The 26222-nt window shown below is 67.1% G+C and carries 18 protein-coding genes; 12 read left to right on the top strand and 6 right to left on the bottom strand.

The features are described from left to right. Positions 1-65 precede the first annotated feature (65 nt). Both CCD76_RS02880 and CCD76_RS02875 read right to left on the bottom strand, forming a co-directional pair. Positions 66-3398 (bottom strand): AAA family ATPase, encoded by a 3333-nt coding sequence (locus CCD76_RS02880; protein ID WP_087718020.1) that lies wholly within the window; start codon positions 3396-3398, stop codon positions 66-68. Further along, on the bottom strand, positions 3395-4660 hold the full coding sequence (locus tag CCD76_RS02875; RefSeq protein WP_087718019.1) for an exonuclease SbcCD subunit D C-terminal domain-containing protein: 1266 nt from the start codon (positions 4658-4660) through the stop codon (positions 3395-3397). The genes CCD76_RS02880 and CCD76_RS02875 overlap by 4 nt, the downstream gene beginning before the upstream one ends. 226 nt (positions 4661-4886) lie before the next feature. Here CCD76_RS02875 and nfi point away from each other — a divergent pair, with 226 nt between their 5' ends. Then, complete coding sequence (gene nfi / locus CCD76_RS02870) at positions 4887-5618, top strand: deoxyribonuclease V (RefSeq protein ID WP_087718018.1); 732 nt, start codon at positions 4887-4889, stop codon at positions 5616-5618. A 42-nt stretch (positions 5619-5660) separates the two neighbouring features. Here the strand turns inward: nfi and CCD76_RS02865 are convergent, their stop codons facing one another. Next, positions 5661-6578 carry an aldo/keto reductase gene (locus CCD76_RS02865; RefSeq protein WP_087718017.1) on the bottom strand — a complete coding sequence of 306 codons (918 nt, stop codon included), beginning with the start codon at positions 6576-6578 and terminating at the stop codon, positions 5661-5663. 159 nt (positions 6579-6737) lie between these two features. Between CCD76_RS02865 and CCD76_RS02860 the strand changes: the two genes are divergently transcribed. From CCD76_RS02860 to CCD76_RS20305, 7 genes are all read left to right on the top strand, one after another. Continuing rightward, positions 6738-7376 (top strand): DUF1415 domain-containing protein, encoded by a 639-nt coding sequence (locus tag CCD76_RS02860; RefSeq protein WP_256961060.1) that lies wholly within the window; start codon positions 6738-6740, stop codon positions 7374-7376. Between the two features lie 129 nt (positions 7377-7505). Further along, positions 7506-8009 carry a thiol peroxidase gene (tpx, locus tag CCD76_RS02855; RefSeq protein WP_087718016.1) on the top strand — a complete coding sequence of 168 codons (504 nt, stop codon included), beginning with the start codon at positions 7506-7508 and terminating at the stop codon, positions 8007-8009. A gap of 137 nt (positions 8010-8146) precedes the next feature. Then, positions 8147-8578, top strand: a complete 432-nt coding sequence (locus CCD76_RS02850) for an OsmC family protein (protein ID WP_087718015.1) — start codon at positions 8147-8149, stop codon at positions 8576-8578. Positions 8579-8824: 246 nt separating this feature from the next. After that, a complete protein-coding gene (locus tag CCD76_RS02845) occupies positions 8825-10132 on the top strand; it encodes an MFS transporter (protein WP_087718014.1) in 1308 nt (435 codons plus the stop codon). 102 nt (positions 10133-10234) lie between these two features. Continuing rightward, on the top strand, positions 10235-11539 hold the full coding sequence (locus CCD76_RS02840; protein WP_087718013.1) for an MFS transporter: 1305 nt from the start codon (positions 10235-10237) through the stop codon (positions 11537-11539). 83 nt (positions 11540-11622) lie between these two features. Next, a complete protein-coding gene (locus CCD76_RS20310; RefSeq protein ID WP_256961058.1) occupies positions 11623-12159 on the top strand; it encodes a cation transporter in 537 nt (178 codons plus the stop codon). 9 nt (positions 12160-12168) lie between these two features. Then, positions 12169-12528 carry a hypothetical protein gene (locus tag CCD76_RS20305; RefSeq protein ID WP_256961057.1) on the top strand — a complete coding sequence of 120 codons (360 nt, stop codon included), beginning with the start codon at positions 12169-12171 and terminating at the stop codon, positions 12526-12528. Here the strand turns inward: CCD76_RS20305 and CCD76_RS02830 are convergent. The 3 genes from CCD76_RS02830 to CCD76_RS02820 all read right to left on the bottom strand — a co-directional run bounded on the left by CCD76_RS02830 (position 12503) and on the right by CCD76_RS02820 (position 15322). Beyond that, the gene (locus CCD76_RS02830) at positions 12503-13312 is read right to left on the bottom strand and encodes a gamma-glutamyl-gamma-aminobutyrate hydrolase family protein (RefSeq protein WP_087718012.1); all 810 of its coding nucleotides are present in this window, start codon (positions 13310-13312) and stop codon (positions 12503-12505) included. The two genes, CCD76_RS20305 and CCD76_RS02830, sit on opposite strands and share 26 nt — an antisense overlap. After that, a complete protein-coding gene (locus CCD76_RS02825; RefSeq protein ID WP_087718011.1) occupies positions 13312-14316 on the bottom strand; it encodes an amidoligase family protein in 1005 nt (334 codons plus the stop codon). The genes CCD76_RS02830 and CCD76_RS02825 overlap by 1 nt, the downstream gene beginning before the upstream one ends. Before the next feature lie 163 nt (positions 14317-14479). Beyond that, complete coding sequence (locus tag CCD76_RS02820; RefSeq protein ID WP_087718010.1) at positions 14480-15322, bottom strand: EamA family transporter; 843 nt, start codon at positions 15320-15322, stop codon at positions 14480-14482. A 231-nt stretch (positions 15323-15553) separates the two neighbouring features. Here CCD76_RS02820 and recC point away from each other — a divergent pair, with 231 nt between their 5' ends. Genes recC through CCD76_RS02800 form a run of 4 tightly spaced genes read left to right on the top strand, consistent with a single transcriptional unit; the run spans position 15554 to position 26209 of the window. Beyond that, positions 15554-19363, top strand: a complete 3810-nt coding sequence (recC, locus tag CCD76_RS02815) for an exodeoxyribonuclease V subunit gamma (RefSeq protein WP_087718009.1) — start codon at positions 15554-15556, stop codon at positions 19361-19363. Beyond that, complete coding sequence (gene recB / locus CCD76_RS02810) at positions 19360-23328, top strand: exodeoxyribonuclease V subunit beta (RefSeq protein WP_087718008.1); 3969 nt, start codon at positions 19360-19362, stop codon at positions 23326-23328. The genes recC and recB overlap by 4 nt, the downstream gene beginning before the upstream one ends. Continuing rightward, complete coding sequence (gene recD, locus CCD76_RS02805; protein WP_087718007.1) at positions 23325-25403, top strand: exodeoxyribonuclease V subunit alpha; 2079 nt, start codon at positions 23325-23327, stop codon at positions 25401-25403. Before recB ends, recD begins: the two co-directional genes overlap by 4 nt. After that, positions 25400-26209, top strand: a complete 810-nt coding sequence (locus CCD76_RS02800; RefSeq protein WP_087718006.1) for a creatininase family protein — start codon at positions 25400-25402, stop codon at positions 26207-26209. Before recD ends, CCD76_RS02800 begins: the two co-directional genes overlap by 4 nt. The last annotated feature ends 13 nt before the right edge of the window (positions 26210-26222 follow it).

The following is a 26222-nucleotide window of genomic DNA, read 5'->3' as shown; positions in this document are numbered from 1 at the left end:
AGGGGCCGCTGTCCCGATCGAGAGCCAACGCCACGGGAAAGTTCTCAGCGATGCCGTAGCGACATTCAACGGTGCCGTAGCGTCACTCGGCTGGCGCCGTTGCCGCTGGGTTCGACCCGTATCTGCAGCGGAATTCGCTCGTGCATTTCCTGGACGTGGGAGATCACCCCGACCCGACGCCCTTGTGCCTGCAGGCCGTCGAGGGCATCCATCGCCAGCGCCAGCGACTCCGGATCGAGACTGCCGAAGCCTTCGTCGATGAACAGCGATTCGATCGCCAGCTGGTGCGATGCCATCGAAGCCAGGCCCAGGGCGAGGGCGAGCGAGACCAGGAACGTCTCGCCGCCGGAGAGCGAATGCACCGAGCGGCGTTCGTCGGCCATGTCGCCATCGATCACCAGAATGCCGAGCTCGCTGCCGCCGCGCGTCAGCCGGTAGCGGGGCGTCAGCGCCCGCAGGTGCTGGTTGGCGTGGGTCAACAGGTGATCGAGATTGTAGGCCTGGGCGATGCGCCGGAACTGCTTGCCATCCGCGCTGCCGATCAGGTCGCCGATCAATCGCCAGCGATTGAGTTCGTGCTGCGCCGCCTCGCGCGCCTGGGCGCCTTCGCGCTGGGCCTGGCGGCGGCGGTCGTCCTCGCGAAGCCGGTGCTGGGCCGCATCGCGACTCTCCTGGCGCTCGTCGCGCTGCCGCTCCAGCGCCTGGAGCGTCTCGCGCTGGCGGGCCAGTTGCCCCGCCAGCTCGCGGCTGTTGGCCTCGTCGAGCAGGTCCTTCTCGTCCGATGCCGGCAGTAGCCGGCGGCGCTGGTCGTGCAGCGCCTGTCGGCGCTCCTCCTGCTTGACGGTCGCGGCGGCGAGGTCGCGCTCCAGCCTGGTCAGGGCCTCCCGCCGCCGACGATGATCCGCCTCGCTCACTGCCAGCAGCGCCTCGACCGTCTCGTCGTCGAGGGCAGGGCGTTCCCGACGCCAGGCCTGCCAGCCGCCATCGAGCTCGTCGAACTCCGCCTGGGCGTCCTGCTGGCGCTGTTCGAGATCCGCCAGCTTTTGGCTCAGCTGCGCATGGGTCTGGGCCAGCGTCTGCCAGCGCGTCTGATGCTCCTCGAGGGTCGCTTCCGCCTGCCGGCACTGCCGTTCCAGCGCGGCCTGCCAGGCCAGGACGGATTCGTGACTGCCGAGCCGGGCCGCCAGTCTTCGGCCGGTATCTTCCACCTGCTGCTGACATGAGGGTAGCGACGCCTCGAGCGCCTGCAGGCGCTGGCGATTCAGGGCGCGGCGCTCTTCCAGCTTGCCCAGCTCGAGCGACAGCCGTTGCCAGTCGGCTTCCAGCGGCTGCAGCAGGCGCTCCGCGTCGTCGAGCGCGGCGAGACGGTCGCTGGCCTCCTGCCATTGCCGATTCAGCCGTTCCCGCCGGCTCTCGAACCAGCCGTCGGCCGACTCGTTCCGGCGAAGCGCCGGGGCGTCGTCGTGGGCATCGATCGCCGCGCGGGCCTGATCGAGCTGCCGGGACAGCGTCTCGAGCTGGCGCTCTCTTTCCTGCATGCCCTGGCGACAGGCACGATAGTCGGCGCTGCACTGATGGTAGGTTTGCTGGGCACGCTCGACCTGCTGGCGCTGGCCTTCGAGCCGTTGCCGCTCCTGGCGCTCGATCGCCTCGATCATGGCGACGCCGGGGTGCGCTGGCGGTGCGTGCCGGAAGGGATGATCCGTTCCCCCACAGACCGGGCAGGGCTCGTCTTCCCGCAGGTATTGGCGCAGCTGTTCGACGCTCTCGCTCCGGGCCGCTCTTGCCGCTTCGATCTGATCGCGGATCGTCTCGTCTTCGGACTCGGCGGCCTTGAGCCGTTCCGCGGCCTGTCTGCCTTCGGTTTCCAGCGTCTTTAGCCGGTGGCGTTCGGCATCGAGCTGCTGGCGTGTCGCGGTCTGCTCGCGGTGCAGGCGTTCGCCTTCGCGCCAGTCATGCTGCAGGCTTTGCAGCGTTTGCAGCTCATGTTGGGCCAGGTCGCGTCGACGGTTCAGGCTCGCACGCAGCTCGTGGGCGCTTGGGTATGTGCTTGAGTGTTCGTTTGCGTGCTCGCCGGGCTCGTCGGTGGCTTCCAGCAAGCGCGCCAGCGCGGCCCGCTGTTCATCGAGACGCGCCTCGAGCGGCTGGCGTGTCCGTGTCAGTGCTTCGTGGCGCTGGTCATCGGCCAGTGCGGAGTCGGCGAGCTGGCGGTGTTCCTGCTGCTGCTGGGTGAGCTGCTGCCGCTGATATTCGAGATCGGCGGCCAGCCGGCGCGCTTCGTCCAGCAGCGGCTGGGCTTCCCGTTCGTCCTGCCGGGCCTGCTCGTGGGCTTGGCGCGCCGCGGCCAGCCGGGGCTCCAGAGCTTCGCGTTCGCGGTCGCCATCTTCGGACAGGCGGCGCTGTTCCGCCAGGGTCTGGCGATTGGCGGTCAAGATACGCTCAAGCGCCTGGCGTCGCCGAGCCCGTTCCCGCCACGGGGCCAGCTCGTCGAGCTGAGCGAGCTGGTGGCGCTCGGTCTGGTTCTGCTGCCACTCGTGTTCGGCCTGGCGCCAGCCGGCTTCCGCCTGCTGCCACGCCTGAAGGAGTTGAGCATCGCGTTCGAGCTCGATGCCTTGGGCCTGGTGGCGCGACAGTTCCGCCTGCAACTCGGCCAGCGCCTGCTCCTCGGCCCGGGCCTGCTGCTCGTAGGTGGTACGGGTGTCGGCGTCCACCGGCAGGGCGTCCGCCAAGCGGGTCTCGATGGCCTCGAGGGTCGCTTTGGCCTCGCGCACCCGTCGATAGGCGGCCTTCGAGATCTCGGAATAGTGCTGGGTATCGGTCAGGCGCTCGAGCAGTTCGCTGCGTTCGTTGTCGTCGGCCTTGAGAAAGGCGGCGAACTCGCTCTGGGCCAGTAACACGGCGCGGGTGAACTGGTCGAACTTGAGACCCAGACGCTCGGGCAGCAGCTTTTCGAACTCCCGCGTCTGGGCGGTGAGCAACTGGTTGGCGTCCAGGTCGGTGAGAGACTGCTCGGTCTTCTGCAGGCTGCCGTCGACCTTGTTGCGGGCACGGCGCACCGACCAGCGCGCCCGGTAGCGACGGCCATCACGGCCGACGAAATCCACCTCGGCGAAGCCGCTGGCGCAACCCCGCCGCAGCAGGGTGCGTGCATCGGCGGTGGTCAGCGTGTCGTCGTTGATATCGGCGATCTGGGAGTCCCGTCGGGGCGCCTGACGCAGGCGCGGCGTGCTGCCGTAGAGCGCCAGGCAGAGCGCATCGAGCAGCGTGCTCTTGCCGGCGCCGGTGGGGCCGGTGATGGCGAACAGACCCTGGTCGGCCAGCGGCGAGGCGGTGAAGTCGATCTCGTGGAGTCCGGCCAGCGAGGCGAGGTTTTCCAGGCGAATGGCGAGAATCTTCATGCCTTGTTTTCCACATCGTTCTCCTGTTGGCTTTCCGCGTCCTGAACCTGCTGCAGGAGGCTGGCGAAATCCGTCATCACCTCTTCCGGTGGTGCGTCGCCGTAGCGCGCCTGCCAGGTGCGGCCGAAGATCTCCTGTGGGGTCAGGCTGTCGAGATCGACACTGGCGTCCGCATCATCCTGCGAGCTGGCATTGGGATAGCGGCTGTGAATGCGCAGCAGACGCAGCGGCTTGCCATCCAGGGCGGTTTCGATGCGCGCACGCAGATCGGGGCGGGGCGCATCGAGATCGACCCGAATCTCCAGCCACGGCCAGCGTTCGCGAGGCATCGTGGCATCGGGGAGCGCGGCGTCCGTCTCCAGCGTCTCCAGCGCCTGTTCGACCTCTTCGAGACTGCCCGGCCCCACGCGTTGCAGCGCGACGTGTCGCGGGATCGGTAGCGTCTCGATCCCGCCCAGCGCTTCGCCGTCGAGGGTGAATTCGATCACTTGGTGCGGATAGTGGCTCTCGCTGAAATCGAGCGGCAGGGGCGAGCCGCTGTAGCGGATGCGTGGCTCGCCGACCTGCTGGGGCCGATGCAGGTGGCCAAGCGCGACGTAGGCGATCGATTCGGGGAACAGCGTCGCCGAAACCGACTCCTCGCCGCCGATGACGATGGGACGCTCGCTCGCCTCCGAGACGGCGGCGCCCTGAAGATGGGCGTGACTCATCGCCACCAGCGCCTGGCCCGGCTGGCGGCGTGCCTCGGCGGCTGAGATCAGTTCGCCATGCACCCGCGCGATGCCGTCGCGATAGTCGTCGATCTCGCCGCCGGTCACCTCCGCGGGGCGCAGAAAGGGCAGCGCCAGGCACCACGCCTTGAGCGCGCCGCCGGCGTCGTGCAGCGGCACCAGCAGGTGGTCGCTGTCGAGGCGGCCGTCGTCGAGCCAGTGCACGCGCCCTAGGGCGTGCGTCCTGAGGCTCTTCATCAGCGGCGCAGGCAGCTCGATGCGCGAGCCGCTGTCGTGGTTGCCGGCGATCATCACGATCTCTAGCGCCGGCAGCGCGGCGTGGGCGGCAACGATGAAGTCGTAGAGCAGTTCCTGGGCGCGTAGCGAGGGATTGACCACATCGAAGATATCGCCGGCGATCAGCAGTGCGTCGGGCTGGCGCTCGACGAGTGTCCCCAGCAGCCAGTCGAGAAAGGCGCGATGTTCGACATGGCGTTCCTGGCCATGGAAGGACTGGCCCAGGTGCCAGTCGGCGGTGTGGAGTAGTTTCACGGCGCGGCGCCCTGTTGCGTCTGAGAGAGTGAAGCGGCAAAAGCGTCGCCAAGTGTAACGCGACGTCGCGTCCGTTGAAGGCCGAATCGGACTTGAAGGGCGAATCGGGATTGAAAGGCGAATCGGGATTGAAAGATGAGTCTAGGTCGGAGAGCGGCGCGGCCGTGCATGAAACGGCAACAGGCCCTAGGCTGATGTCCTCAACCTGGATGGCGGGAGGCGCAGGATGGCGCTACATGAATGGAATCTCACGCCCGAGGCGGCGATCGCCTTGCAGAAGCAGCTGGCACCACGGATCGTCCGCGAGGAGGCGCTGGGAGAGGTCGGCCTGATCGCCGGCATGGATATCGGCTTCGAAGATGGCGGGGAGACCACGCGGGCGGCGCTGGTGCTGCTCGAATGGCCGTCGCTCACCTTGATCGAGCAGGTAGTGCATCGCGAGCCGACGCGCATGCCCTACGTGCCGGGGCTGTTGTCGTTTCGCGAGATTCCGGCGGCGCTGGGGGCGTTCGAGCAGTTGTCGCAGCGCCCGGATCTGATCATGGTCGATGGCCAGGGCATCGCGCATCCGCGCCGTCTGGGCATCGCCTCGCATCTGGGGCTCTGGCTCGATCTGCCCACCATCGGCGTGGGCAAGAGCCGGCTATGCGGTCAGTTTGGCGACGTGCCCTTGGAGAAGGGCGCATGGACGCCGTTGACCGACCGTCGGCGCGAAGAGGACCCGAACGACGTTGCCCTCGACGAGCGTGGCCGCGTCACCATCGGCGCGGTGCTGCGTTCGCGGGAGGGGGTGAAACCGCTGTTCGTGTCGCCGGGGCATCGAATGTCCCTCGATGGCGCCGTCGACTGGGTGGTGCGCTGCCTGGGCAAGACCAAGCTGCCGGAGCCGACCCGGCTGGCGGATCGGCTGGCATCCCGGCGCGGTTCGGTGGCAACCACCGGTCAGCTGCCGCTGTAGGAAACGGTGTCGCCATGGGGATCGTTCTGACCTCGGGGCGGTTCAAACGATATCCAGCGATACCGGCTCCTTCGGGGCGGGAAAGGCGTTGTCGAGCTGGGTGAGGTCGTCGCTGTCGAGCTCGATCTCCAGCGCGGCGGCATTGGCCTCGACATGAGCCAGGCTCGATGCCTTGGGAATCGCGATGACGCCTCGTGCTCCATCCTGACTGACACTGGTGGGGCGAATGACCCAGGCCAGCAGTACCTGGGCAGCGCTGACGCCGTGCTTGTCGGCGATGTCGTTGACCACGGACGAGGAGAGCAGCTTGGATCGCAGCCGCCCGCCCTGCGCCAGCGGGCAGTACGCCATCACCGGAATATGGTGATCCTGCATCCATGGAACGATATCGACTTCGGTGCCGCGGGAGCCGAGGTGGTAGAGCACCTGATTGGTGGCACAGTCGGCGGCGGCGGGCAGCGCCTCCATGGCTCTGAGGTTGCCGGCATCGAAGTTGGAAACCCCGAAGCGCCGGATCTTGCCCTGGTCACGCAGCCGTTCGAATGCCTCGAACGTCTCTTCGAGGGGAATGTTGCCGGGCCAGTGCAGTAGATAGAGGTCGATCGTGTCGATGCCCAACCGTTCGAGGCTGCGCTCGCAGGCCGCGATGGCGCTCTCCCGGCCGGCGTTCCAGGGGTAGACCTTGGAGACGATGAAGGCGTCGTCGCGCCGCCCGCGGATTGCCTCGCCGACGACCTCTTCGGCGCCGCCGTCGCCGTACATCTCGGCGGTATCGATGACCTCCAGCCCGAGATCCAGCCCATGGCGCAGCGCCGCGACTTCCTGCCGGCGCGGCACCTGGTTTTCTCCCATGTACCAGGTCCCCTGGCCGATGGCCGGAAGGAATATCGAGGGCGCTGCCTGGCTCTCTGGCAGCACGATGCACGGTGGCGTACTTGGGCGCGATGGCGTACTTGGCATGGAACCCCCTGTTCGTTAAGGCGTTGCTGTTATGCTGGCTGCCACTCGCGGGTTTCGCAAATGGCTTTGTCGATCACCCTATGGTTCGACGATCGTCTATCTCGGCAACCGTCTATCTCGACAATCGATTAATATCGCCGGGTGCCCGCGAGACGTCGATTGATTTCATGTGAATCGTTTTTCGACGGGTACGATCGCCTCATTCGGTTCACGTCCCTGACTCAGGAGCTCTCCGTCATCGACCTTTCATTTATCGGCCGCACGCGGGCCTGGCTGGAATCCTTCGTCGTCGCCCACGATATCTGCCCCTTTGCTGGCCGCGAATCGCGACGGGACGCCATCCGCTACGCGGTGGCCGATGCCACCGATCTCGAGGGGCTGCTCCACGAACTGGTGACGGAGTGCCGTCGCCTGGATGCCGAGCCCGGAATTGCCACCACGCTGCTGATCGCGCCGGCCGGCATGGAGGATTTCGACGACTATCTGGATTGGCTCGAGCTGGCGGAGCAACTGCTGGAGGAGCTCGAATACACCGGCATCTACCAGTTGGCCAGCTTCCACCCGGATTACGTCTTCGACGGCGTCGAGGCGGCCGACCCGGCCAATGCCACCAATCGTTCGCCTTACCCGATGGTGCATATTCTCCGGGAAGCGGAGCTCGAACGAGCGCTGGCGAGCTATCCCGATCCCGAATCGATCCCGCAGCGCAACATGGCAAAGTTGCGAGCGCCAGATTCAGAGGCGCTGAAGGTATCGCGCCGTGTCCTGGCGCGGGCGGGGTGCGAAGCACAGGAATAGGCTATGCTGGTCGGTGGCGCGGGTGTCACCGGATACGCCGCTGCGATCCTTTCAATCGCTTCGCCCTTGAATCATTCCTTTCGTTTAAATCCATTCCTCTTGTTTGAATCGTTTTTTGGAGAGACAGCCATGCAGAGCGTGACGCGAGGCGGCGTACCCGTCGAGGTGGGAGGCGACTTTCCGGTCGTCGGCGAGACGGCGCCTGCCTTTACCCTGACCGGTGGCGAGCTGGAAGGCGTGTCGCTGTCGGATTTTGCCGGGCGCCGCAAGGTGCTCAACATCATTCCCAGCGTCGATACCAGGACCTGTGCAATGTCCACGCGCAAGTTCAACGAATATGCCAGCGGGCTCGACAACACGGCGGTGCTGATCGTATCGGCGGATCTGCCGTTCGCGCAGAGCCGTTTCTGCGGCGCCGAAGGGCTGGACCGCGTGGTCACGCTCTCCTGCTTTCGCCATCCGGAATTCCGGGAGCATTACGGCGTCGCCTTGCAGAGCGGGGTAATGGCGGGGCTCTGCGCGCGGGCCGTCATCGTGATCGACGAGCAGGACAAGGTCGTGCATGCCGAGCTGGTCAGCGAGATCAAGAACGAGCCGGATTACGACGCGGCGCTGGATGCGCTCAAGGCGTAGCGAATTCGCGGCTCACGCGGGAGTCGGTGAGTCGGGGCGGATGACGTCTGGCGCAAGTGGTCTACACTGATCCTCATCCCATCCACCGCGATGGCCGATGACGTCGAAACGTCATAGCAAACCAGAAGGAGTTGACGATGACGATCAAGAAATTCGGATCTGCCGAATGGAAAGGCAGCCTGAAGAAAGGCAAGGGTGTCGTCTCCACCGAGAGCGGCGCGCTCAAGGAGAGCCCCTACGGCTTCAATACCCGTTTCGAAGGTCAGCCCGGCACCAACCCGGAAGAGCTGATCGCATCCGCTCATGCCAGCTGCTTCTCGATGGCGCTCTCCATGATGCTGGGCGAAGAGGGCATCGAGCCGGACAGCATCAAGACGGATGCCACCGTGATCATGGAGCAGGACGACAGCGGCTTCACCATTACCGAAGTCCAGCTCAAGACCGTAGCCAAGATTCCGGGGGCCGACCAGGCAACCTTCGACAGCGCCGCTCAGAAGGCCAAGGAAGGCTGCCCGATCTCCAAGCTGCTGAACGCCAGGATCTCGCTGGATGCCAAACTGGAAAGTTGAGCATCGGTGATGTCGAAAGCCGGCCCCGCGAGGCCGGCTTTTTTGTGTCGATCGGGAAAACCGACGCTCTCGGCGATACCTCCGAAGGGGTTGTCGCTTGACAACCCCACACTGACGGAACTTTTAAAGTCTGGTAATGTCATGGCCCCTTCATGCGGCGGACGGCATCCTCTGTCGAGCATCCGTGACGCACGTTGGCTACTGGACACTCGCACGTTTCAACGCCTCAGAAAAAAGAACACGGCTATGGCTAACGCACCTCAATACGATGCGGCTCCGTCGCGTCCGCTGTCACGCGGTGACATCAAGATCCTGTCGCTATCCGCCCTGGGCGGCGCGCTGGAGTTCTACGACTTCATCATCTTCGTCTATTTCGCCACGGTGATCGGCCACCTGTTCTTTCCCGCCGACATGCCGGAATGGCTGCGGATGGTGCAGACCTACGGCATTTTCGCGGCGGGTTATCTGGCGCGTCCGCTGGGCGGCATCATCATGGCGCACTTCGGTGACCTGCTGGGCCGCAAGCGCATGTTCACGCTGTCGATCTTCCTGATGTCGGTGCCGACGCTGCTGATCGGCTGCCTGCCGACCTACGAAACCATCGGTTATCTGGCACCGCTGCTGCTGGTGTTGATGCGTATCCTGCAGGGTGCGGCGGTTGGCGGTGAAGTCCCGGGTGCCTGGGTCTTCGTCACCGAGCACGTCTCGCGCAAGGACGTCGGCCTCGCTTGCGGCACGCTGGCCGCCGGGCTGGTGGCCGGCATCCTGATCGGCTCGATCATCTCGGCGTTTCTGAAGTCGTACTTTACCCCCGAAGAGATGACCGCCTACGGCTGGCGCGTGCCGTTTCTGATCGGCGGCGTGTTCGGCTTCCTGGCCGTCTACCTGCGCCGCTATCTGGAAGAGACGCCAGTGTTCGCCGAGATGCGTGCCAAGAAAGCGCTGTCCGAAGGGTTGCCGGTCAAGCGGGTGCTCAGCCGGCATCTGGATAGCGTGGTGCTGTCGATGGCGGTGACCTGGATCCTTACCGGGGCCGTCGTCGTGGTCGTGCTGATGACGCCGAGCCTGCTGCAGTCGCTCTACGACATCGATGCCTCGCTGGCCAACGTGTGGGCGATCGTCTTCGTGATCATCGGCTGCGTGGTCTCGGGCTGGTGCTGCGATCGTATCGGCAGCGGCATCACCATCATTCTGTGGAGCCTGCTGCTGGGAATCACCTACTGGATCATGATGCATACGGTACCGTCTCAGCCCGACCAGCTGATGCTGCTCTACTGCCTGGCCGGCTTCGGCGTGGGGATCGTCGGCGTCGTGCCCACCGTTGCCGTCAAGTCGTTCCCGGCCGCGGTGCGCTTTTCCGGGCTGTCGTTCTCCTACAACGTCGCCTACGCCATCTTCGGCGGCTTCACGCCCGTCGTCGTCTCGACGCTGATGGCTAGTCATCCCGCCGCGCCGGCATACTATATCGCCGCGCTGGCGCTACTCGGCGTAGTGATCGGCATCTTCCTGCTGCGGGCGCCGAGCGGCCAGCGCCTGGCGGTGATGCAGCACTGAAACCGATTCTCGAGCCCCGCGCCACGCCGACGCGCGGGGCTCGGGCTTCGCCCGGAATGACCGTGACGGCGCCCTGGGGCGTCGTCCTTCTGGAACACCGATATGGCTCACGATCCCACGACGATCCCGTCGCGCCCGCTCTCCCGCAACGATATCAGGACGCTCTCGCTGTCGGCCCTCGGCGGCGCGCTGGAATTCTACGACTTCATCATCTTCGTCTACTTCGCCACGGTCATCGGCCAGCTGTTCTTTCCACCCGACATGCCGGAATGGCTGCGCCAGATCCAGACCTTCGGCATCTTTGCCGCCGGCTATCTGGTCAGGCCGCTGGGCGGCATCGTCATGGCGCACTTCGGCGACCTGCTGGGGCGCAAGCGGATGTTCACGCTATCGATCCTGCTGATGGCGCTGCCGACACTGGCGATCGGTTGCCTGCCGACCTATCACGCCATCGGCTACCTGGCGCCGCTGGTGCTGGTGCTGCTGCGCATGCTGCAGGGCGCGGCCGTGGGCGGCGAGGTGCCGGGTGCCTGGGTGTTCGTCACCGAGCATGTCCAGCGTCGCCATGTCGGTCTCGCCTGCGGCACGCTGTCGGGAGGATTGGCGGCCGGCATTCTGATCGGCTCGCTGGTGGCGGCGATCATGAAGTCCTACTTCACCCCGGCGGAACTGGCCGGCGGCGCCTGGCGAATCCCGTTCCTGCTCGGCGGCATCTTCGGGCTGGTGGCGGTCTATCTTCGCCGCTGGCTGCGCGAGACGCCGGTCTTCGCCGAGATGCGTGAACGCCAGGCGTTGGCCGCCGAGATGCCGGTCAAGGCGGTGCTTCGCGATCACTTGGGCGGCGTGCTGCTGGCCATGGCAGTAAGCTGGATCCTGACCGCGGCGATCGTCGTGGTGATGCTGATGACGCCGCCGCTGCTGGCGGCGCAGTACGCCGGGCTGGATGCCTCGCTGGCCAACGTGGTGGCGATCCTGTGTCTGATCGTGGGCTGCGTGATCGCCGGCTGGTGCGCCGATCGTTTCGGTAGCGGAGCGACGATGATCGGCTGGAGCGCGCTGCTGGGGGCGAGCTACTGGCTGATGATGAGCGTCGTTGGCCAGCGCCCGGATCAACTGATGCCGCTCTATGCGCTGGCCGGCTTCGCAGTGGGGATTACCGGCGCCATTCCGGCGGTAGCGGTCAAGGCGTTCCCGGCCGCGGTTCGCTTCAGCGGGCTCTCGTTTTCCTATAACGTCGCCTATGCGATCTTCGGCGGTTTTACGCCGATCATCGTTACCACGCTGATGCGCTGGTACCCGATGTCGCCGGCGATCTATGTCGTTGCGCTATCGGCCATGGGCGTCGTCATCGGCCTGTTTCTGCTGCGTTCCCCGGCAGGGCGGCGGCTGGCCGTGATGCCTTCCTGAGCTTCGGCATCGTCGTGGCCGGTGTTCCGCGTACCAGGGTGCACACGACAAGTCGCACATAACAAGACGAAAAGGGGTGTGGCGTGGACGTCTCCCTCGAGCAGAAGACACTCAAGCTATCCATCGTCACGACGCTGGTCGTGGCGGGACTCGGCGTCGGATTCGGGCTGCTGTCGGGGTCGCATTCGATTCTGTTCGACGGCGTCTTCTCGTCGATCGATGCGGCGATGTCGCTGCTGGCACTGATGGTATCGAAACTGGTCGCCCGTGAATCGACGCGACGTTTCCAGCTGGGTTACTGGCATTTCGAGCCGATGGCGGCGGCGCTCAACGGCGCGATCCTGCTGCTGCTGTGCTTCTACGCCTTCCTCAATGCGCTCAGCACGCTGCTTCAGGGCGGCAACCCGCTGGCAGTCGACATGGCGATCGGCTACTCGCTGATCGTCTGCGTGATCTGCTACGTGATGGTGTTCGTCGAACGTCGGCTCAACCGTCAGGCCCGGTCCGACTTCGTGAAGATCGACATCCAGAACTGGCTGATGGCGGCACTGATCACCAGCGCCCTGCTGGTGGCGTTTGCCGCGGCGCTGGTGATGCAGGGGACGGCTCTCGCGCCCTAGATACCCTACGTGGATTCGACGCTGCTGGTGGTGCTGACGCTTGGCTTCATGCCGGTGCCGGCAGGCATCGTGTATCGCGCCATGCGGGAGGTACTGATGATGGCGCCATCGCGGCTCGACCGCGAGGTTCGCGAGGCGATGGCGCCAGTCATGCAGCGGCCGGGGCTGGAGCGCTTCGAGAGCTATGTCGCCAAGACCGGGCGGGTGCACAACATCGAGATCCACATCGTTACCACACCGGATTTCGCCAGCGGTAGCGGGATCGCCGAACTCGACCGGATCCGGGAAGAGATCGCCGAAGGTCTCTCCATCCCCGCCGAACAGCGCTGGTTTACCGTCTCCTTCACGGCGGATCCGCGCTGGCTTTGACCTCGCTGCCTGTGGCCTCGCTGGCCTCGACGTCGCTGATGTTGACGTCTCTGGCTGTGGCCTCTCTGGATTCAGCCTCGCGGTGCCTCGCGGCTTCTACCAGCGCTCGGATCAGTCGCTGCTGGGAACGGCTGAAGAGCAGGAATTCCGGGTGCCACTGCACGCCGATGAGAAACGGGTGGCGTTCGCTCTCGATCGCCTGCACGAGGTCGTCGCGGTCCTGGGCGACCACCTTGAGGCCGTCCCCGGGGCGATCCACCGCCTGGTGATGCAGGCTGTTCACGTGGCAGTAGCGGCGATTGAGAATGTCGGCCAGCTGGCTGAACGGTTCGATCTCGATTCGCTTACGGGGCAGCACCGTGCGCCGGTTCTTGATGTGGCTATAAGTCGTCTGGATGTCTTCGATCAGGCTGCCGCCGCAGTGGATGTTGATCATCTGGGCGCCACGGCAGATACCCAGGATCGGCACGCGGGTCGGCAGGTAGTCGGCCAGCAGGTCGAGCTCGAGCTCGTCGCGGGCGGGGTCGACGCGGACATTCAACTGAACCTCGCCCCCGTAGCGTTGGGCACCGATATCGTCGCCGCCACCGATGATCAGGCCATCCACCGCCTGCTGTAGCGGGCGCGCCGGAGAGATCCGCACCGGCCTGCCGCCGGCGCGCCACACCGAAATCCAGTCGCACCACCAGGCCAGAAGGCTCTTGTGATCCGAGGTGGTGATGCCGATCAGCGGACGGCTTTTGTCGTTTCCCAGGGCTATCGCCGCGTGTTTCGGTGAAGCCATCAATGACGCATCCAGTGACGCAGGGAATCGAGCCAGCGGCTCAGGGTCGGCTGGGCGAGATGCTCGCGATAGGCTGCGCTGCGCTCCGCCAGGCGATCCGGATCGGCGGCGAGACGTTCGACCTCCGCCCAGCGGTTCCACTCCACGCTCACGCCCCATTCCGGGTCGGAGAGCGCGGCGTTGGGCAGGCGGTAGTGATAGGTCGGCCGTGGCTTGACCAGCGTTTCCCGTAGCAGCGCGTTGGGATGATCCGGCATCAGCCAGGCGAACAGCGGCAGCAGGTCCAGCTCCCGGTTGCGGGTCGGGTTGGCGACCAGGTAGTCGTCGATCAGAGCCTGCAGGGTGGGGCAGTAGTCCGGTGCCAGTATCTTGCGGGTGTAGTCGCTGTGAAACGGCCGCGTATGGGGCAGCATGTCCCGGGTCACGTCGACGACGATCTCGTCGCGCAGCCAGTCGGCCAGGATCAGATAGGCTCGCAGATAGGCCAGTATGCTCTCCACCTCGGGAGAAGGGATTTCCGGATTGAGATGGAGGCCGAAGCCGTAGAGCAGGCTGGCATCGGTGCCTTCCGCGCCGTGGCGGCGCAGCGCCGCGAACAGCTCGTCCAGGCGCGCCAGCTCGTCCCAGGGAATCGGCGGGCAGACGATCTCCGTCGGCACCAGGCCGGCGACCATATCGCCCAGCCATTCGCGGGTACGGCTGTGCACGCTGGCGCGCAGGTGCTCGCCGAAACCCGGCGGCTGACCATCAGTGGTACGAGCGCGATCGAGCAGCTGTTCGTCCGGGTGGACATACTTGCTGTCCAGCTCGATGTGGAACGTGCCCCATGGTGTTCCGGTGACCTGCAGTCGATGCGCGCTGTGCTGTTCGACACGACCACCGAAGGTCATTTCGACCAGACGCGCCGCCTGGATCGGCCCGATGCCGGCGAACTCGAGCTCGACGCCGACCCGGCGCGGTTGGCCGTCGGTGTTGGTGGCGTGCGGTGGAGCGGTGAGAGGCAAAATGGGCTCCTTGCCGATCGCTGTCGTGGTGATGGCTGTCGCCTCGATGGCTCGAGTCCGGATATGGGGCGAATGCGCGCCGGAAGCGGGTAAAGCGGCGTTGGCAGAGCGAGAAGTCATTGCTCCTAGCCTAGCAGTCCTGACGCAGGATGACAGTCGACGATCAACCCCAGTGCGCCAGGATGACGCCACCCAGAATCAGGCCGCCGGCCAGCAAGCGTTCGCGGTGCAACGGCTCCTTCAGCCAGACGATACCGATGGCAATGGCGAACAGCACGCTGGTTTCCCGCAGCGCCGCCACCAGCGCGATCGGCGCCTGGGTCATGGCCCAGATGGTGATGCCGTAGGCACCGATGGAGAGGGCGCCGCCGAGCAGGCCGACCCGCCAGTAGCGGGTCAGCTCGGGCAGGGCGCGGACGCCACGCATGGCGACCAGCGCCAGCAGCATGCCGAAGCCATCGAACAAAAACAGCCAGACCACGTAACCGATCGCATCGCCGTTGGCGCGGGCACCGCTGCCGTCGGCCAGCGTATAGCCGGCGATGAAGACGGAGGTCGTCAGCGCGTTGATCAGCGAGGCGCGCTCCAGCCGCGGCCCCGTGCCGCCGCGAAAGGCCATGCACAGAATGCCGAGCACCAGCACCGCGATACCCAGATAGCCGATCCATGACGGATGTTCGCTGAGCGCGAAGACGCTGATCAGCGTGACCAGCAGGGGCGCGCAACCGCGAGCAATCGGGTAGATCTGGCCGAGATCACCGACCCGATAGGCGCGGGCCAGGAACACGTTGTAGCCGATATGCAAAAGCGTCGATACGGCCAGCCACGGCCAGGCGGCCGGCTGAGGCAGCGGCACGAAGGCCACGCCGGCGAGCGCGATCACGGCGCAGGCGGCCTGGATCAGCGAGATGCTCAGCAGTCGGTCCAGGCCGACCTTGACCAGAGCGTTCCAGCTGGCATGCATCAGGGCACCGGCCAGCACGGCGAGGAAGACGGGTGTCGTCAATGGAAGTCCTTGTTGCTACGGTTATTGTTATTAGTCACTGCGGAGGTCGTCATGGCTACCGTGAACGTTGCCATTGGCTGCCACGGAGGCAGTGATGGCGGCGACGACATGGTTGACACGAGAACGTCCCATCTTGCCACAGGCACCGGGTGATCGTCGTCCCGCACCACGGTAGGATGGCGTCTTTGTCGAAGCCTCATCGACCCTCGATCCAAGAACCCGGGAGAGCGGATGTTCAGCGTCCTGCATGCCAATCACCTCGAAGACCTGCACGATCTGGCACTGGCGTTGATCAAGCGCCACCGGTTGCCGCCGCTGACCCCGGAAACCTTCCTGGTGCAGTCCAACGGCATGGCCCAATGGCTGCGCCTCTCGCTGGCCGAGGCCGACGGCATCGCCGCCTCGGTGGATTTCCCGCTGCCGTCGAGCTTCGTCTGGCGTGCCTATCGTGCGGTGCTCGAACAGGCCGGAGAAGACGGCGAAAGCCGGCCGATTCCGCTGCATTCGCCGTTCGACAAGCGCCCGCTGGCATGGCGCATCCTGCGGCTGCTGGAAGGCGAGATCGCCAGCGACCCGGTCACCTTCGCGCCGCTCGCCCACTATCTGAGCGCCGGGCTGGAAAGCGCTACGGCGGGCCGACCGCACGGCGACGAGGGTGCCGAATCGTCTGCGGCGATGGAGGAGGGCACGCAGCGCCGGGCCGCCGAGCAGGCCGAGCGCAAGCGCTGGCAACTGGCGGTGCGTCTGGCGGATCTGTTCGACCAGTATCTCAACTACCGCCCCGACTGGCTGGCCGCCTGGGAAGCGGGGGAGGACGCTCCGGCCGACCTGCCCGCCGACCAGCGCTGGCAGCCGGCGCTATGGCGAGCGTTGATCGCCGACGCCGACCCGACCGAGCGAGCGTTTCACCGCGCCAGCCTGCATGGTCGTTTTCTGCGCGCCGCCAGACAGCAGGAGAGCTGCCCGCCAGGGTTGCCGCCCCGGCTCTTCGTGTTCGGCATCTCGGCGCTGCCTTCCCAGACGCTGGAGGCGCTGCACGCGCTTTCCGGCGTCATCGACGTCTTCCTGATGATCACCAATCCGTGTCGCCACTACTGGGGCGACATCGTCTCCGACCGGGAGGCGATCAAGCGCGCCGGGCGGCTCTCCGCCGAGGCGATGGCACGACAGCAGTCCCGGCACCCGGAAGCGCCATGGCTCGAGGCGCTGGACGAGGAGGCGCTGCACCTTCAGGCCAATCCGCTGTTGGCTGCCTGGGGCGCGCAAGGGCGGGATTTCATCGTCGGCCTCTACGAGTTCGAGAGCCAGGATGGCGGCTTCGACGTCGAGACCGACCTGTTCCGCGATCCGGTCGATGAAGCGCATCCCGAACGGGCGCCGCTGCTCAACCAGCTGCAGCAGGACATTCTCGATCTCAGGCATCCCGGAGAACGAACCCGGGAAAGCGGCAAACGGCTGATCGCCCCGGACGACGCCTCGCTGTCACTGGTCAGCGTGCACTCGCCGCTGCGCGAGGTGGAGGTACTGCACGATCGGCTGCTGGCGGCGTTCGAGGAAGCCAGCAGCCAGGGTACGCCGCTGCGGCCCCGGGACATTCTGGTGATGGTGCCGGAGATCGACGTCTACGCGCCCTACATCGAGGCGGTCTTCGGTCAATTGCCGTCCAACGATCCCCGCCATATTCCGTTCACCATCGCCGATCAGGTCGCCAGTGAAGCGCATCCGATGATGGTGTTGATCCTGTCGCTGCTGGAGCTTCCCGAACGGCGGCTGGGCGTGAGCGAGCTGCTCGATGCGCTGGACGTTCCGGCGTTCCGGGCACGCTTCGCCATCGAGGAGTCGGAATTGCCGCGCCTGCGCCAATGGCTGGCGGAAAGCGGCGTGCGCTGGGGGCTATCCGGCGCGCACCGCCGCTCGCTCGGCTTTCCGGCATTGCATGAAAACAGCTGGGCGTTCGGGCTCGAGCGCATGTTGCTGGGGTATTCCACCGGCCCGTTACCCGCCAGCGCCGCGTGGCAGTTCGACGAGATCGTGCCCTACGACGAGGTGGGCGGGCTGGAAGCGGATCTCGCCGGGCGGCTGGCCGAGCTGATACGCATGATGGCCGCCCAGTGCGAGGCGTTGAGCGCCGCCGTCACGCCGGAGGGGTGGCTGGCGCGCTTGCGACACCTGATCGACACGCTGTTCGCCCCCACGGCGCTGGACGAACACGACGTGCTGGCGCGGGTGGATCAGGCGCTGGGCCGCTGGCAGCAGAGTTGCGAACTGGCCGCCTTTACCCAGCCGATCGGCCTCGCCGTGGTGCGCGACGCGCTCAGGGCGGAGCTCGACGAGGGCGGCCTGGCCCAGCGCTTTCTGGCCGGCAAGGTCAACTTCGCCACGCTGATGCCGATGCGCGCCATTCCGTTCCGGCAGGTCTACCTGCTGGGGATGAACGACGGCGCCTATCCCCGCACGCACCAACCGCAGGATTTCGACCTGATGGCGCAGCGCCCGCGTCCGGGGGACCGCTCCCGCCGCGACGACGACCGCTACCTGCTGCTCGAGGCACTGCTCTCCGCCCGCGAACGGCTGACGTTCTCCTGGGTCGGCTTCGATCAGCGCGACAACACCCCACGACCGCCCTCGGTGCTGATCGGCGAACTGCTCGACACGCTGGAGCAGGGCTGGCGGCCGGACTCGGGCGACGCTTCGATACAGGACGACGAAGCGGCGCTGGCGGCGAGACTGATCGAGGCGCATCCGTTACAGCCGTTCTCGCGGCGCTATTTTCACGCCGACGATCCGCGTTACACCTTCGATACCAGCTGGGAGCCACTGCATCTGCTGGCTGAGAACCCAGACACCGAGATGGCGCAGCCAGCGGCGCCGGATGCCGTGCCCGCGCCAGCGGAAGCGCTCGGGCTTGCCGATCTGCAGCGGCTGTTGCGCCGGCCTTGGAGCGTCTACCTTGGCCGCCTGGGAGTGCGCTTCCAGGATCCCGACGTGCCCGACGAGGACAGCGAGCCGTTCATTCTCGATGCCCTAGAGGATCACACGCTCAAGCGCGAGCTGCTGGATGCCGGCCGTCGCCACGAGCCGCTGGCGCAGGTCGCCGACCGGCTGCGTCTGGCAGGGCGGCTGCCGGCGGCGGGTTTCGGCCTGGCGACGATCGAGCCGCCGCTCAGGCGCCTGCAGACCCAACTGGAGAGCTGGCATCGCCGGGTCGACGGCGCCGAAGCGCTGACACCGCCCATGCTGCGGTTCGCGATCGACGCGACGACCGACTGTCCCGCGCTGGCGCTGGAGGCCAGAGTCGACGGTCTTTATCTCGATAAAAGCGATGACCGCGACAAAAACGATGAGGGTGACAAAAACGATGACGGCGGGAAGGCAGGCAGTCTTGGCCTGGTGACGCTGGAGACCAGCCACTTCGGCCATTTCAAACCCGATGGTAAGGGCTCGGGAGACGGCCCGTGGAAGAAGCTTGGCAAGCCGCATCGACTCTACGCGGGCTACGTTCGTTGGCTGCTGGTCAACGCCAGCGGAGAGTCACCCTGCCGGTGGACGGCGATTTTCGAGGACCGCTGGCTGGAGTTCCCGACGCTGGAGAGGGCGCAAGCGCGGGCGAGTCTCGGCCACTGGCTTCGCACCTGGTGGCGCGCCTGGTGCGCGCCGCTGCCCGCCAGCGATGCGCTGGTCAAGACGCTGTGGAGCCTGGCCGATCGCGAGGCGCTCGGCGGGCTGGCGGCGGGGGAATCGCTCGATCCCGGCTGGCGCGACCAGCTGGCGGAAGCGTACGACGAGGGCGGCTTCGGCATGCCGTCGCTGGCCCAGCGCGAAGGCGGACTTGGCCAGCTGTGGCCGGATTTCGAGACGTTCGAGGCGGCCGGTGGCGTCCGCGAGAGCGTGGCCCACTATCAACCGATACTGGAGATCCTGTTGCGAGCGTCCCAGCAGACCCATTCCCATTTCCGTTCCCAGGCGGTGGCAACGCCAGCGTCATCGAAGCCGTTATCGAAACCCTCATCGACCCGGTCTCGAGGGGGGGCGAGCGAATGAGCGGTGTCACGAATGAAAACCGGGAACAAACCGTCCCGCTCGAGCTCGTCGGCCTGCCGTTGATCGGCCATCATCTGATCGAGGCCAGCGCCGGCACCGGCAAGACCTTCACCCTGGCCGCGCTCTACGTGCGGTTGGTGCTGGGGCCGCTGCCCGGCCGCGAGACGGTGGATTTCCCCCGGCCGTTGACGCCGCCCGAGATCCTGGTCGTGACCTTCACCGAAGCCGCCACTGCCGAGCTGCGCGGGCGTATCCGGGCGCGTCTCAAGCAGGCCCGCGACTGGCTGCTGGCAAGCGCCGAGGATCGCCACGATCCGGTACTGGCCGAACTGCTGGAGCCGCTGGCCACGGCGGGCGAGACGGCCTGCCGCAGCGGCGCCCGGCGGCTGGACCAGGCGGCGCGGCTGATGGACGAGGCGGCGATCTTCACCATTCACGGCTTCTGCCAGCGCATGCTGACCCGCCACGCCTTCGACGCCGGCGCACGCTTCTCCGCCGAGCTGCTGCAGGATGGTCAGGCGCTGCTGGCTCGGGCGGTGGAGGATTACTGGCGGTGCGAGTTCTATCCGCTCGACGAGCGCTGGCAGCGCCAGATCCGTTCGCAGTGGAGCGGGCCGGAAGCGCTGGCGGCCGCGTTGCGGCCATTGTTGAAGGATGGCGAACCCCAGCCGCTGTGGGTCGCCGGCGAGGCGGTAAAAGCGCCGGACTCCCTGACCGCGCTGTTCGCCGAGCTGGAAAGCGGGCTGCACGAACGGGAGTCCATCGAAGCGGCGCTGGCGGCGGCCTGGGATCGCGATGCCATCGGCGCCTTGATGGCCGAGGCATTCCACGATGGCGTGCTCAACAAGAGGAGCTTCAAGCCCGACGAGCTGGCCGATCGGCTGGCGGCGTTCGAAAGCTGGCTGGCCCGGGGCGAGTTCGAGGCCGCCGAGGAGATCACCGACAGCAGCGGGCGCTTCTGGCTGAGTCAGGAGAAGCTCGCGGGGGCGCTGCTGAAGAGCGCGGCCCAGAAAGGGCTGACAGCGCCAACGCACCCGTTCTTTGCCCATCTCGATCGCCTCGCCGCCCACGGCCGGCCCTTCGACGCGGTCGCCCGACAGGTGCTGGCCCACGCCCGCGACCGCATCGCGGTGAGCTTCGCTGCCGACAAGCGCCGCCAGGGGCTGTGGGAGTTCTCGGACCTGCTCAATGATCTCGATGCCGCCCTGGCACGGCCGGCCCCGTCATCGGACGGGCCAGCGGGCATAGTGGCTACAGAGAGCGAAACGAGAGCCGACGACAGCGCGGCGCTGCGGCTGGCGGCGCGCATCCGCCACGAGCTGCCGGTGGCGCTGATCGACGAATTTCAGGATACCGATCCGGTCCAGTATCGGATCTTCTCGAACATCTACCGTGCGCCGGAGAGCGATCCGGCCACGACAGCGCTTTTAATGATCGGCGACCCCAAGCAGGCGATCTACGCCTTTCGCGGGGCCGATATCCATACCTACCTGCGCGCGCGCCGGGCGACGCCGAGTCGCTTCACGCTGATGCGCAATTTCCGCTCGACCCAGGCCATGGTCGAGGCCACCAATGCGCTGTTCCGGGGTCATCCGCAACCCTTCGGCAGCGACGAGATTCCGTTCGTCGCCGTCGAGTCGAACCCCAAGTCGACGCGGCTGGTCGACCGGGGCGGCCAGCCGGTAGCGGCGCTGGGCGTCTGGTGGCCGGATACCGAGCGCCATTCCCGCGGTGAATACCAGAACGTGATGGCGGCGGCGACGCGGGCGGAGGTGCAGCGGCTGCTGGAAGGCGCATGGCGGTTCGAGGGGGCGAAGGGCGAGCGCCCGGTGCAGCCCGCCGACATTGCCATTCTGGTCCGCCATGGCGGCGAGGCGCTCAAGGTTCGCGCGGCGCTCGCCGAAGGCGGTATCCGCAGCGTCTACCTGAGCGAGCGCTCGAGCGTGTTCGATACGCCCCAGGCGTTCGAGCTGCTGCAGCTGTTCGAAGCCGTGGCCCAGCCGCGTCAGGACGCCAGGCTCAAGGCGGCGCTGGCGACCAAGCTCCTCAACGACTCGCCCCGGGCGCTGGAGCCGCTGCTGGCCGACGAACTGGCGTGGGAGCGCGAGGTCGAGCGCTTCAGCGACTACCACCGCCAGTGGCAGCGGCGCGGCGTGCTGCCCATGCTACGCACCGTCATGCGGGACTTCCGTATCGCCGAGCGGCTTGCCCAGCGTACCGACGGCGAGCGGGCGCTGACCGATCTGCTGCATCTCGGCGAACTGGCGCAGAACGCCCAGCAGCGGCTCGACGGTGAGCAGGCGCTGCTGCGCTGGTGGCATCGCGCGTTGCAGGAAGGCGTCGAGACGCTGGACAGCCAGGCGCTCAGCCAGCGTCTGGAGAGTGACGAGGATCTGGTCCGGGTGATCACGGTGCACAAGTCCAAGGGACTCGAATATCCCATCGTGCTGCTGCCGTTCATCTGCTCGCACCGCCCGGCGGAGCCGGACCGCCAGACCGGGCTGCTGGCGTTGAAGTCGCCGGAGGGCGAAGGCAGCGTGATGGTGGCGTCGCCGGACGACGCCCAGCAGCGCGAGGCCGATCTGGCCCGTCTCGACGAGGATGTAAGGCTGCTCTATGTCGCCCTGACCCGCGCCGCCTACGCCTGCCGATTGGGCGTGGCGCATGTCGGCCGCGGTCGTGGCAAGAGCGGCTGCCTGCACGAGACGGCGCTGGGGCGGCTGCTGGGCAGCGACAAGGAAGACGACGGCGCGGCGCTGCTGGGACGGTTGAAAGAAGGCCAGCAAGCCGGGTGGCTGGCGATCGAGCCCCCGCCCGAGGCGCCGGTTCACCGGCTGCGAATCGATGCGTTCGCACCGCAGACCAAGCCGGCACGCGTCTTTCGGGGGCAGATCGATGACGACTGGTGGATCGCCTCCTATACCTCGCTGATTGCCGACGCGCGCCGGGCCCTGGGCGATACCGACCGGGGAGAGGAGGCGTGGCACCGCGACACGAACGGCGAAGGCGGCGGAGAGGATGCGGCGGCAGCCAGCGAGGATTTGCCGGCGACGCTGGACATCGAGGTCAGCCGCGAGCGCGATCCAGTACCGCGGCCCAGCATCCGTTCGCTGCTCGACTTCCCGCGAGGCCCGCGGCCGGGCACCTTCCTGCACGGCTTGCTGGAAAGGCTCGATTTCGATCGCCTGGAAGACCCGGCCTACGCCGTGGCGTTGCGCCGCGATATCGAACGGCGCCTGGCGATGAGCGGCTTCGACGCCGATTGGGCGTCGCTGCTGCACGCCTGGCTGCTCGAACGGCTGCGGCTGCCGCTGATGCATGTCGATGGTCACCCGGTGCGTCTCGACCGGCTCGAGGCGTGGCGTACCGAGCTGGAGTTCTGGCTGCCGGCCTCGGACGCGTGGAGCGAACCGCTGGACCGGCTCGTCACCCGGCTCGAACCGTTGCCCGGACTGCGGCCCCGGCTGGCGCCGCGCAAGCTCAACGGCATGCTCAAGGGGTATATCGACCTGACCTTCGAAGCGGGCGGGCGCTGGTACGTGCTCGACTGGAAGTCCAACCATCTGGGCGACGATCCGGCGGATTATCAGGGCGAGCGGCTGGCCGCGGCGATGGTGGATCACCGTTATGACCTGCAGTACGTGCTCTACGTGCTGGCGCTGCATCGCCTGCTCAAGTCGCGGCTGGAGGACTATGACTACGACCGGCATGTGGGCGGTGCCTGCTATGTCTTTCTTCGGGGGCTTGCCGAGCCGTCGCTTTCCATGGCGCCGCTCTCCATGGCGCCCGAAGACGCGCCCGAAGATGCACCCGAAGATGCGCCCAAAGAGGTGTCCGAAGTCGCCCCCGGGGTGTTCCATCGCCGCCCCGACCGGGCGCTGATCGAGGCGCTGGATGCCTGGCTCGAAGGGGACGCCGAGCCGGCGAGAGCCTTGTTGCGTCAGTCCAGGGAGACTCATTCATGAACCGCCGACCCTCGTCGCAGAAACCCGACCGACAGCCGGATCCGCATTCCCGCGAGGCGGATCAGTTCACCCTGGCGCTCGATGTCGACGAGCCGGCGCTGACGCGAGAGGCGCTGTTCGAGGCGCTGGCGCTGTGGGTGGAGCTCGGCTGGCTGCGCCAGCTCGACCGCCACTTCGCGATCTTTCTCGCCGAGCGCGATCCGGACGACGATCCGTTGCTGTGGCTGGCGGCCGCGCTCGCCAGCCACCAGGTGGGGCGCGGTCACGTCTGCCTGTCGCTATCCCGCGTGCTGGAGGCGCCGCGTTCCGCGCTGTCGTTGCCGCCGCTGGAGGAGAGGAACGACGCCGCGCAGGCCGTGGTGCTGCCGGAATCCCTGCTCGAGGGCGTCACGCCACAGCGGTGGGCGGCGGTGCTGGCGGCGTCCTCCATCGTCGCGCTGGCCGGGGAGGCCTCGGGGCTCGCCACGCCGCTGGTGCTCGATGGCGAACGACTCTATCTGCGCCGCTACTGGCAGGCCGAGAGCGGCGTCGCGGCGCACCTGCGTCAGCGCCTGGGCCAGCCGCTGGCCGTCGCCGACGAACTGGCGGAGCAGCTGGCGGCACTGTTCGCCGGCAACCAGCGCGAGGGAGACGACCCTGACTGGCAGCGCGTGGCGTGCGCACTGGCGCTGCGCCAGCGGTTGACGATCATCTCCGGCGGCCCCGGCACCGGCAAGACCACTACCGTGACGCGACTGCTGGCGCTGCTGCAGCAGCAGTCGCTGGCGCGGGACGGCGAGGCGCTGCGTATCCGGCTGGCGGCACCCACCGGCAAGGCGGCAGCCCGCTTGTCCGAGTCGATCGCCGGGGCGGTCGGGCGCCTGGCGGTGCCGGCGGCCGTGCGCGACGCGATTCCGCAGGAGGCGCAGACGCTTCACCGCCTGCTGGGGGCGCGTCCGGACACGCGCCATTTTCGCCATCACGCCGAGGCGCCGTTGAGCCTGGATCTGCTGGTGGTGGACGAGGCCTCGATGGTCGACCTGGAGATGATGGCGGCGCTGCTCGAGGCGATGCCGGCGGACGCCCGACTGATTCTGCTCGGCGACAAGGACCAGCTGGCCTCGGTGGAGGCGGGTTCGGTCCTGGGCGATCTGTGCGCGGGCGCCGGCGTCGGCGACGGCACGGGATATTCCGAGTCCCTGCGTGACTATCTGCAGGCGGTGGCCGGCGAGCCGCTGCCCGCCGCCGCCGAGACCAAGCCGCTGGCGGACCACGTCGCCATGCTGCGCAAGAGCTTTCGCTTCCGGGCGGACAGCGGCATCGGAGCGCTCGCCAGAGCCGCCAATGCCGGCGACGGTCGCGGCTTTGTCCAGGTGTTGAAAGACGGTTTCCAGGATCTGGCGACGTTGGATATCGACGCCACGGCGTTCGAGCGGGCAGTGGTGTCAGGTTACCGGGAGCTGTTCGAAGCGCTGCGGACCGGGGCTTCGCCGTCAGCGATCCTCGCGCTGCAGAGCCGCTTTCAGGTGCTGTGCGCGCTGCGACGCGGGCCGTGGGGCGTCGAGGGGTTGAACGAGCGGATCGCGCGGGCGCTGTGGCAGCAGGGCTGGATCTCGCGCACCGACGGCTGGTTCGCCGGGCGCCCGGTGATGGTGACGCACAACGACCCGCAGCTCGGGCTCTACAATGGCGATCTGGGGCTGACGCTGCCCGACGAGGGAGGGCGGCTGCGGGTCTGCTTCCCGCAGGGCGACGGCGTGCGTCAGGTGCTGCCGTCGCGGCTCGATGCGGCGGCGACCGCCTTCGCCATGACCGTCCACAAGTCGCAGGGTTCGGAATTCGAGCATGTGCTGTTCGCGCTGCCGGCGCGGGCCAACCCCATCGTCACGCGGGAGCTGATCTACACCGGCATCACCCGAGCGCGCTCGCGGTTGACGCTGGCCTTGGCCAAGACTCAGCCCCGCGGTGGCAACGACGAGCGGATGCTGCGCGACGCCGTGGCGCGACGGGTGGTCAGGGACAGTGCAATCGCGGAGCGGTTGCTGAAGACGTCGGCGGTATCCATCGCAACCGATTCGTCAGGGAGGGAAGCATGAGTCTTCATCAGTGGCAGAATCTGACCAGCACCGAGCTTGCCGGACTGGTCGACGAGACGACGGTGGCGGTGTTGCCGCTGGCGGCGATCGAGCAGCACGGCGCGCATCTGCCGCTCTCGACCGATCTAGATATCGGGCTGGGGCTGCTCGCGGCAGCAGCGGGGCAGCTCGAGCCGACCCGGGGCGTGATCGCGCTGCCACCGCTGGCGCTGGGTTCGAGTCTGGAGCATACCGATTTCGCGGGAACGCTGAGCCTGATGCCGGAGACGGCGATGGCTGTGATCGAGGCGCTGGGCGAGGCGGTGCATCGGGCCGGCATCCAGCGTCTGGTGCTGTTCAACAGCCACGGCGGCAACAAGGCGGTCATCGATCTGGCGGCACTCAAGCTGCGCGCCGCCCATGGCATGCTGGTGGTCAAGGCCAACTACTTTCGCTTCGCGCCCCCGGAGCAGGCGCTGCCCGCCGAGGAGCTGCGTCATGGCTTGCACGGTGGCGCGCTGGAAACGTCGATGATGCTGCACCTCGCGCCCCACAAGGTTCGTCTCGATCATCTGGCGGATGCCGTCTCCGAAGGCCGTCTTCGCGAGCAGGCCGGCTCCACGCTAGGCCCTGAAGGCGATGCCGGCTACGCCTGGATGGCCCAGGATCTGCACCCGAGCGGTGTCACCGGCAACGCGACGCTGGCCGATGCCGACATCGGGCAGCGACTGGTCGAGCATTTCGGCGCCCGCCTGGCGGGGGTGATCGAGGAAGCGGGGCGCTTCGACCTGGCCACGCTGCGCGGTCGGGATCCGGGCGATGCCTGAAGATCGGCGTCGC

Source organism: Salinicola salarius, assembly GCF_002179555.1.
GTDB lineage: Bacteria > Pseudomonadota > Gammaproteobacteria > Pseudomonadales > Halomonadaceae > Salinicola > Salinicola salarius_A.
The sequence above is the reverse complement of the archived record's forward strand: the minus strand, read 5'-3'. Positions and strand labels throughout refer to the sequence as shown.

Excerpts from the sequence above, each read along its gene's own strand:
- CCD76_RS02880 (WP_087718020.1), bottom strand. The coding sequence starts at position 3,398 with ATGAAGATTCTCGCCATTCGCCTGGAAAACCTCGCCTCGCTGGCCGGA.
- nfi (WP_087718018.1), top strand. The coding sequence starts at position 4,887 with ATGGCGCTACATGAATGGAATCTCACGCCCGAGGCGGCGATCGCCTTG.
- CCD76_RS02865 (WP_087718017.1), bottom strand. The coding sequence starts at position 6,578 with ATGCCAAGTACGCCATCGCGCCCAAGTACGCCACCGTGCATCGTGCTG.
- tpx (WP_087718016.1), top strand. The coding sequence starts at position 7,506 with ATGCAGAGCGTGACGCGAGGCGGCGTACCCGTCGAGGTGGGAGGCGAC.
- CCD76_RS02850 (WP_087718015.1), top strand. The coding sequence starts at position 8,147 with ATGACGATCAAGAAATTCGGATCTGCCGAATGGAAAGGCAGCCTGAAG.
- CCD76_RS02845 (WP_087718014.1), top strand. The coding sequence starts at position 8,825 with ATGGCTAACGCACCTCAATACGATGCGGCTCCGTCGCGTCCGCTGTCA.
- CCD76_RS02840 (WP_087718013.1), top strand. The coding sequence starts at position 10,235 with ATGGCTCACGATCCCACGACGATCCCGTCGCGCCCGCTCTCCCGCAAC.
- CCD76_RS02830 (WP_087718012.1), bottom strand. The coding sequence starts at position 13,312 with ATGGCTTCACCGAAACACGCGGCGATAGCCCTGGGAAACGACAAAAGC.
- recC (WP_087718009.1), top strand. The coding sequence starts at position 15,554 with ATGTTCAGCGTCCTGCATGCCAATCACCTCGAAGACCTGCACGATCTG.
- recB (WP_087718008.1), top strand. The coding sequence starts at position 19,360 with ATGAGCGGTGTCACGAATGAAAACCGGGAACAAACCGTCCCGCTCGAG.
- recD (WP_087718007.1), top strand. The coding sequence starts at position 23,325 with ATGAACCGCCGACCCTCGTCGCAGAAACCCGACCGACAGCCGGATCCG.
- CCD76_RS02800 (WP_087718006.1), top strand. The coding sequence starts at position 25,400 with ATGAGTCTTCATCAGTGGCAGAATCTGACCAGCACCGAGCTTGCCGGA.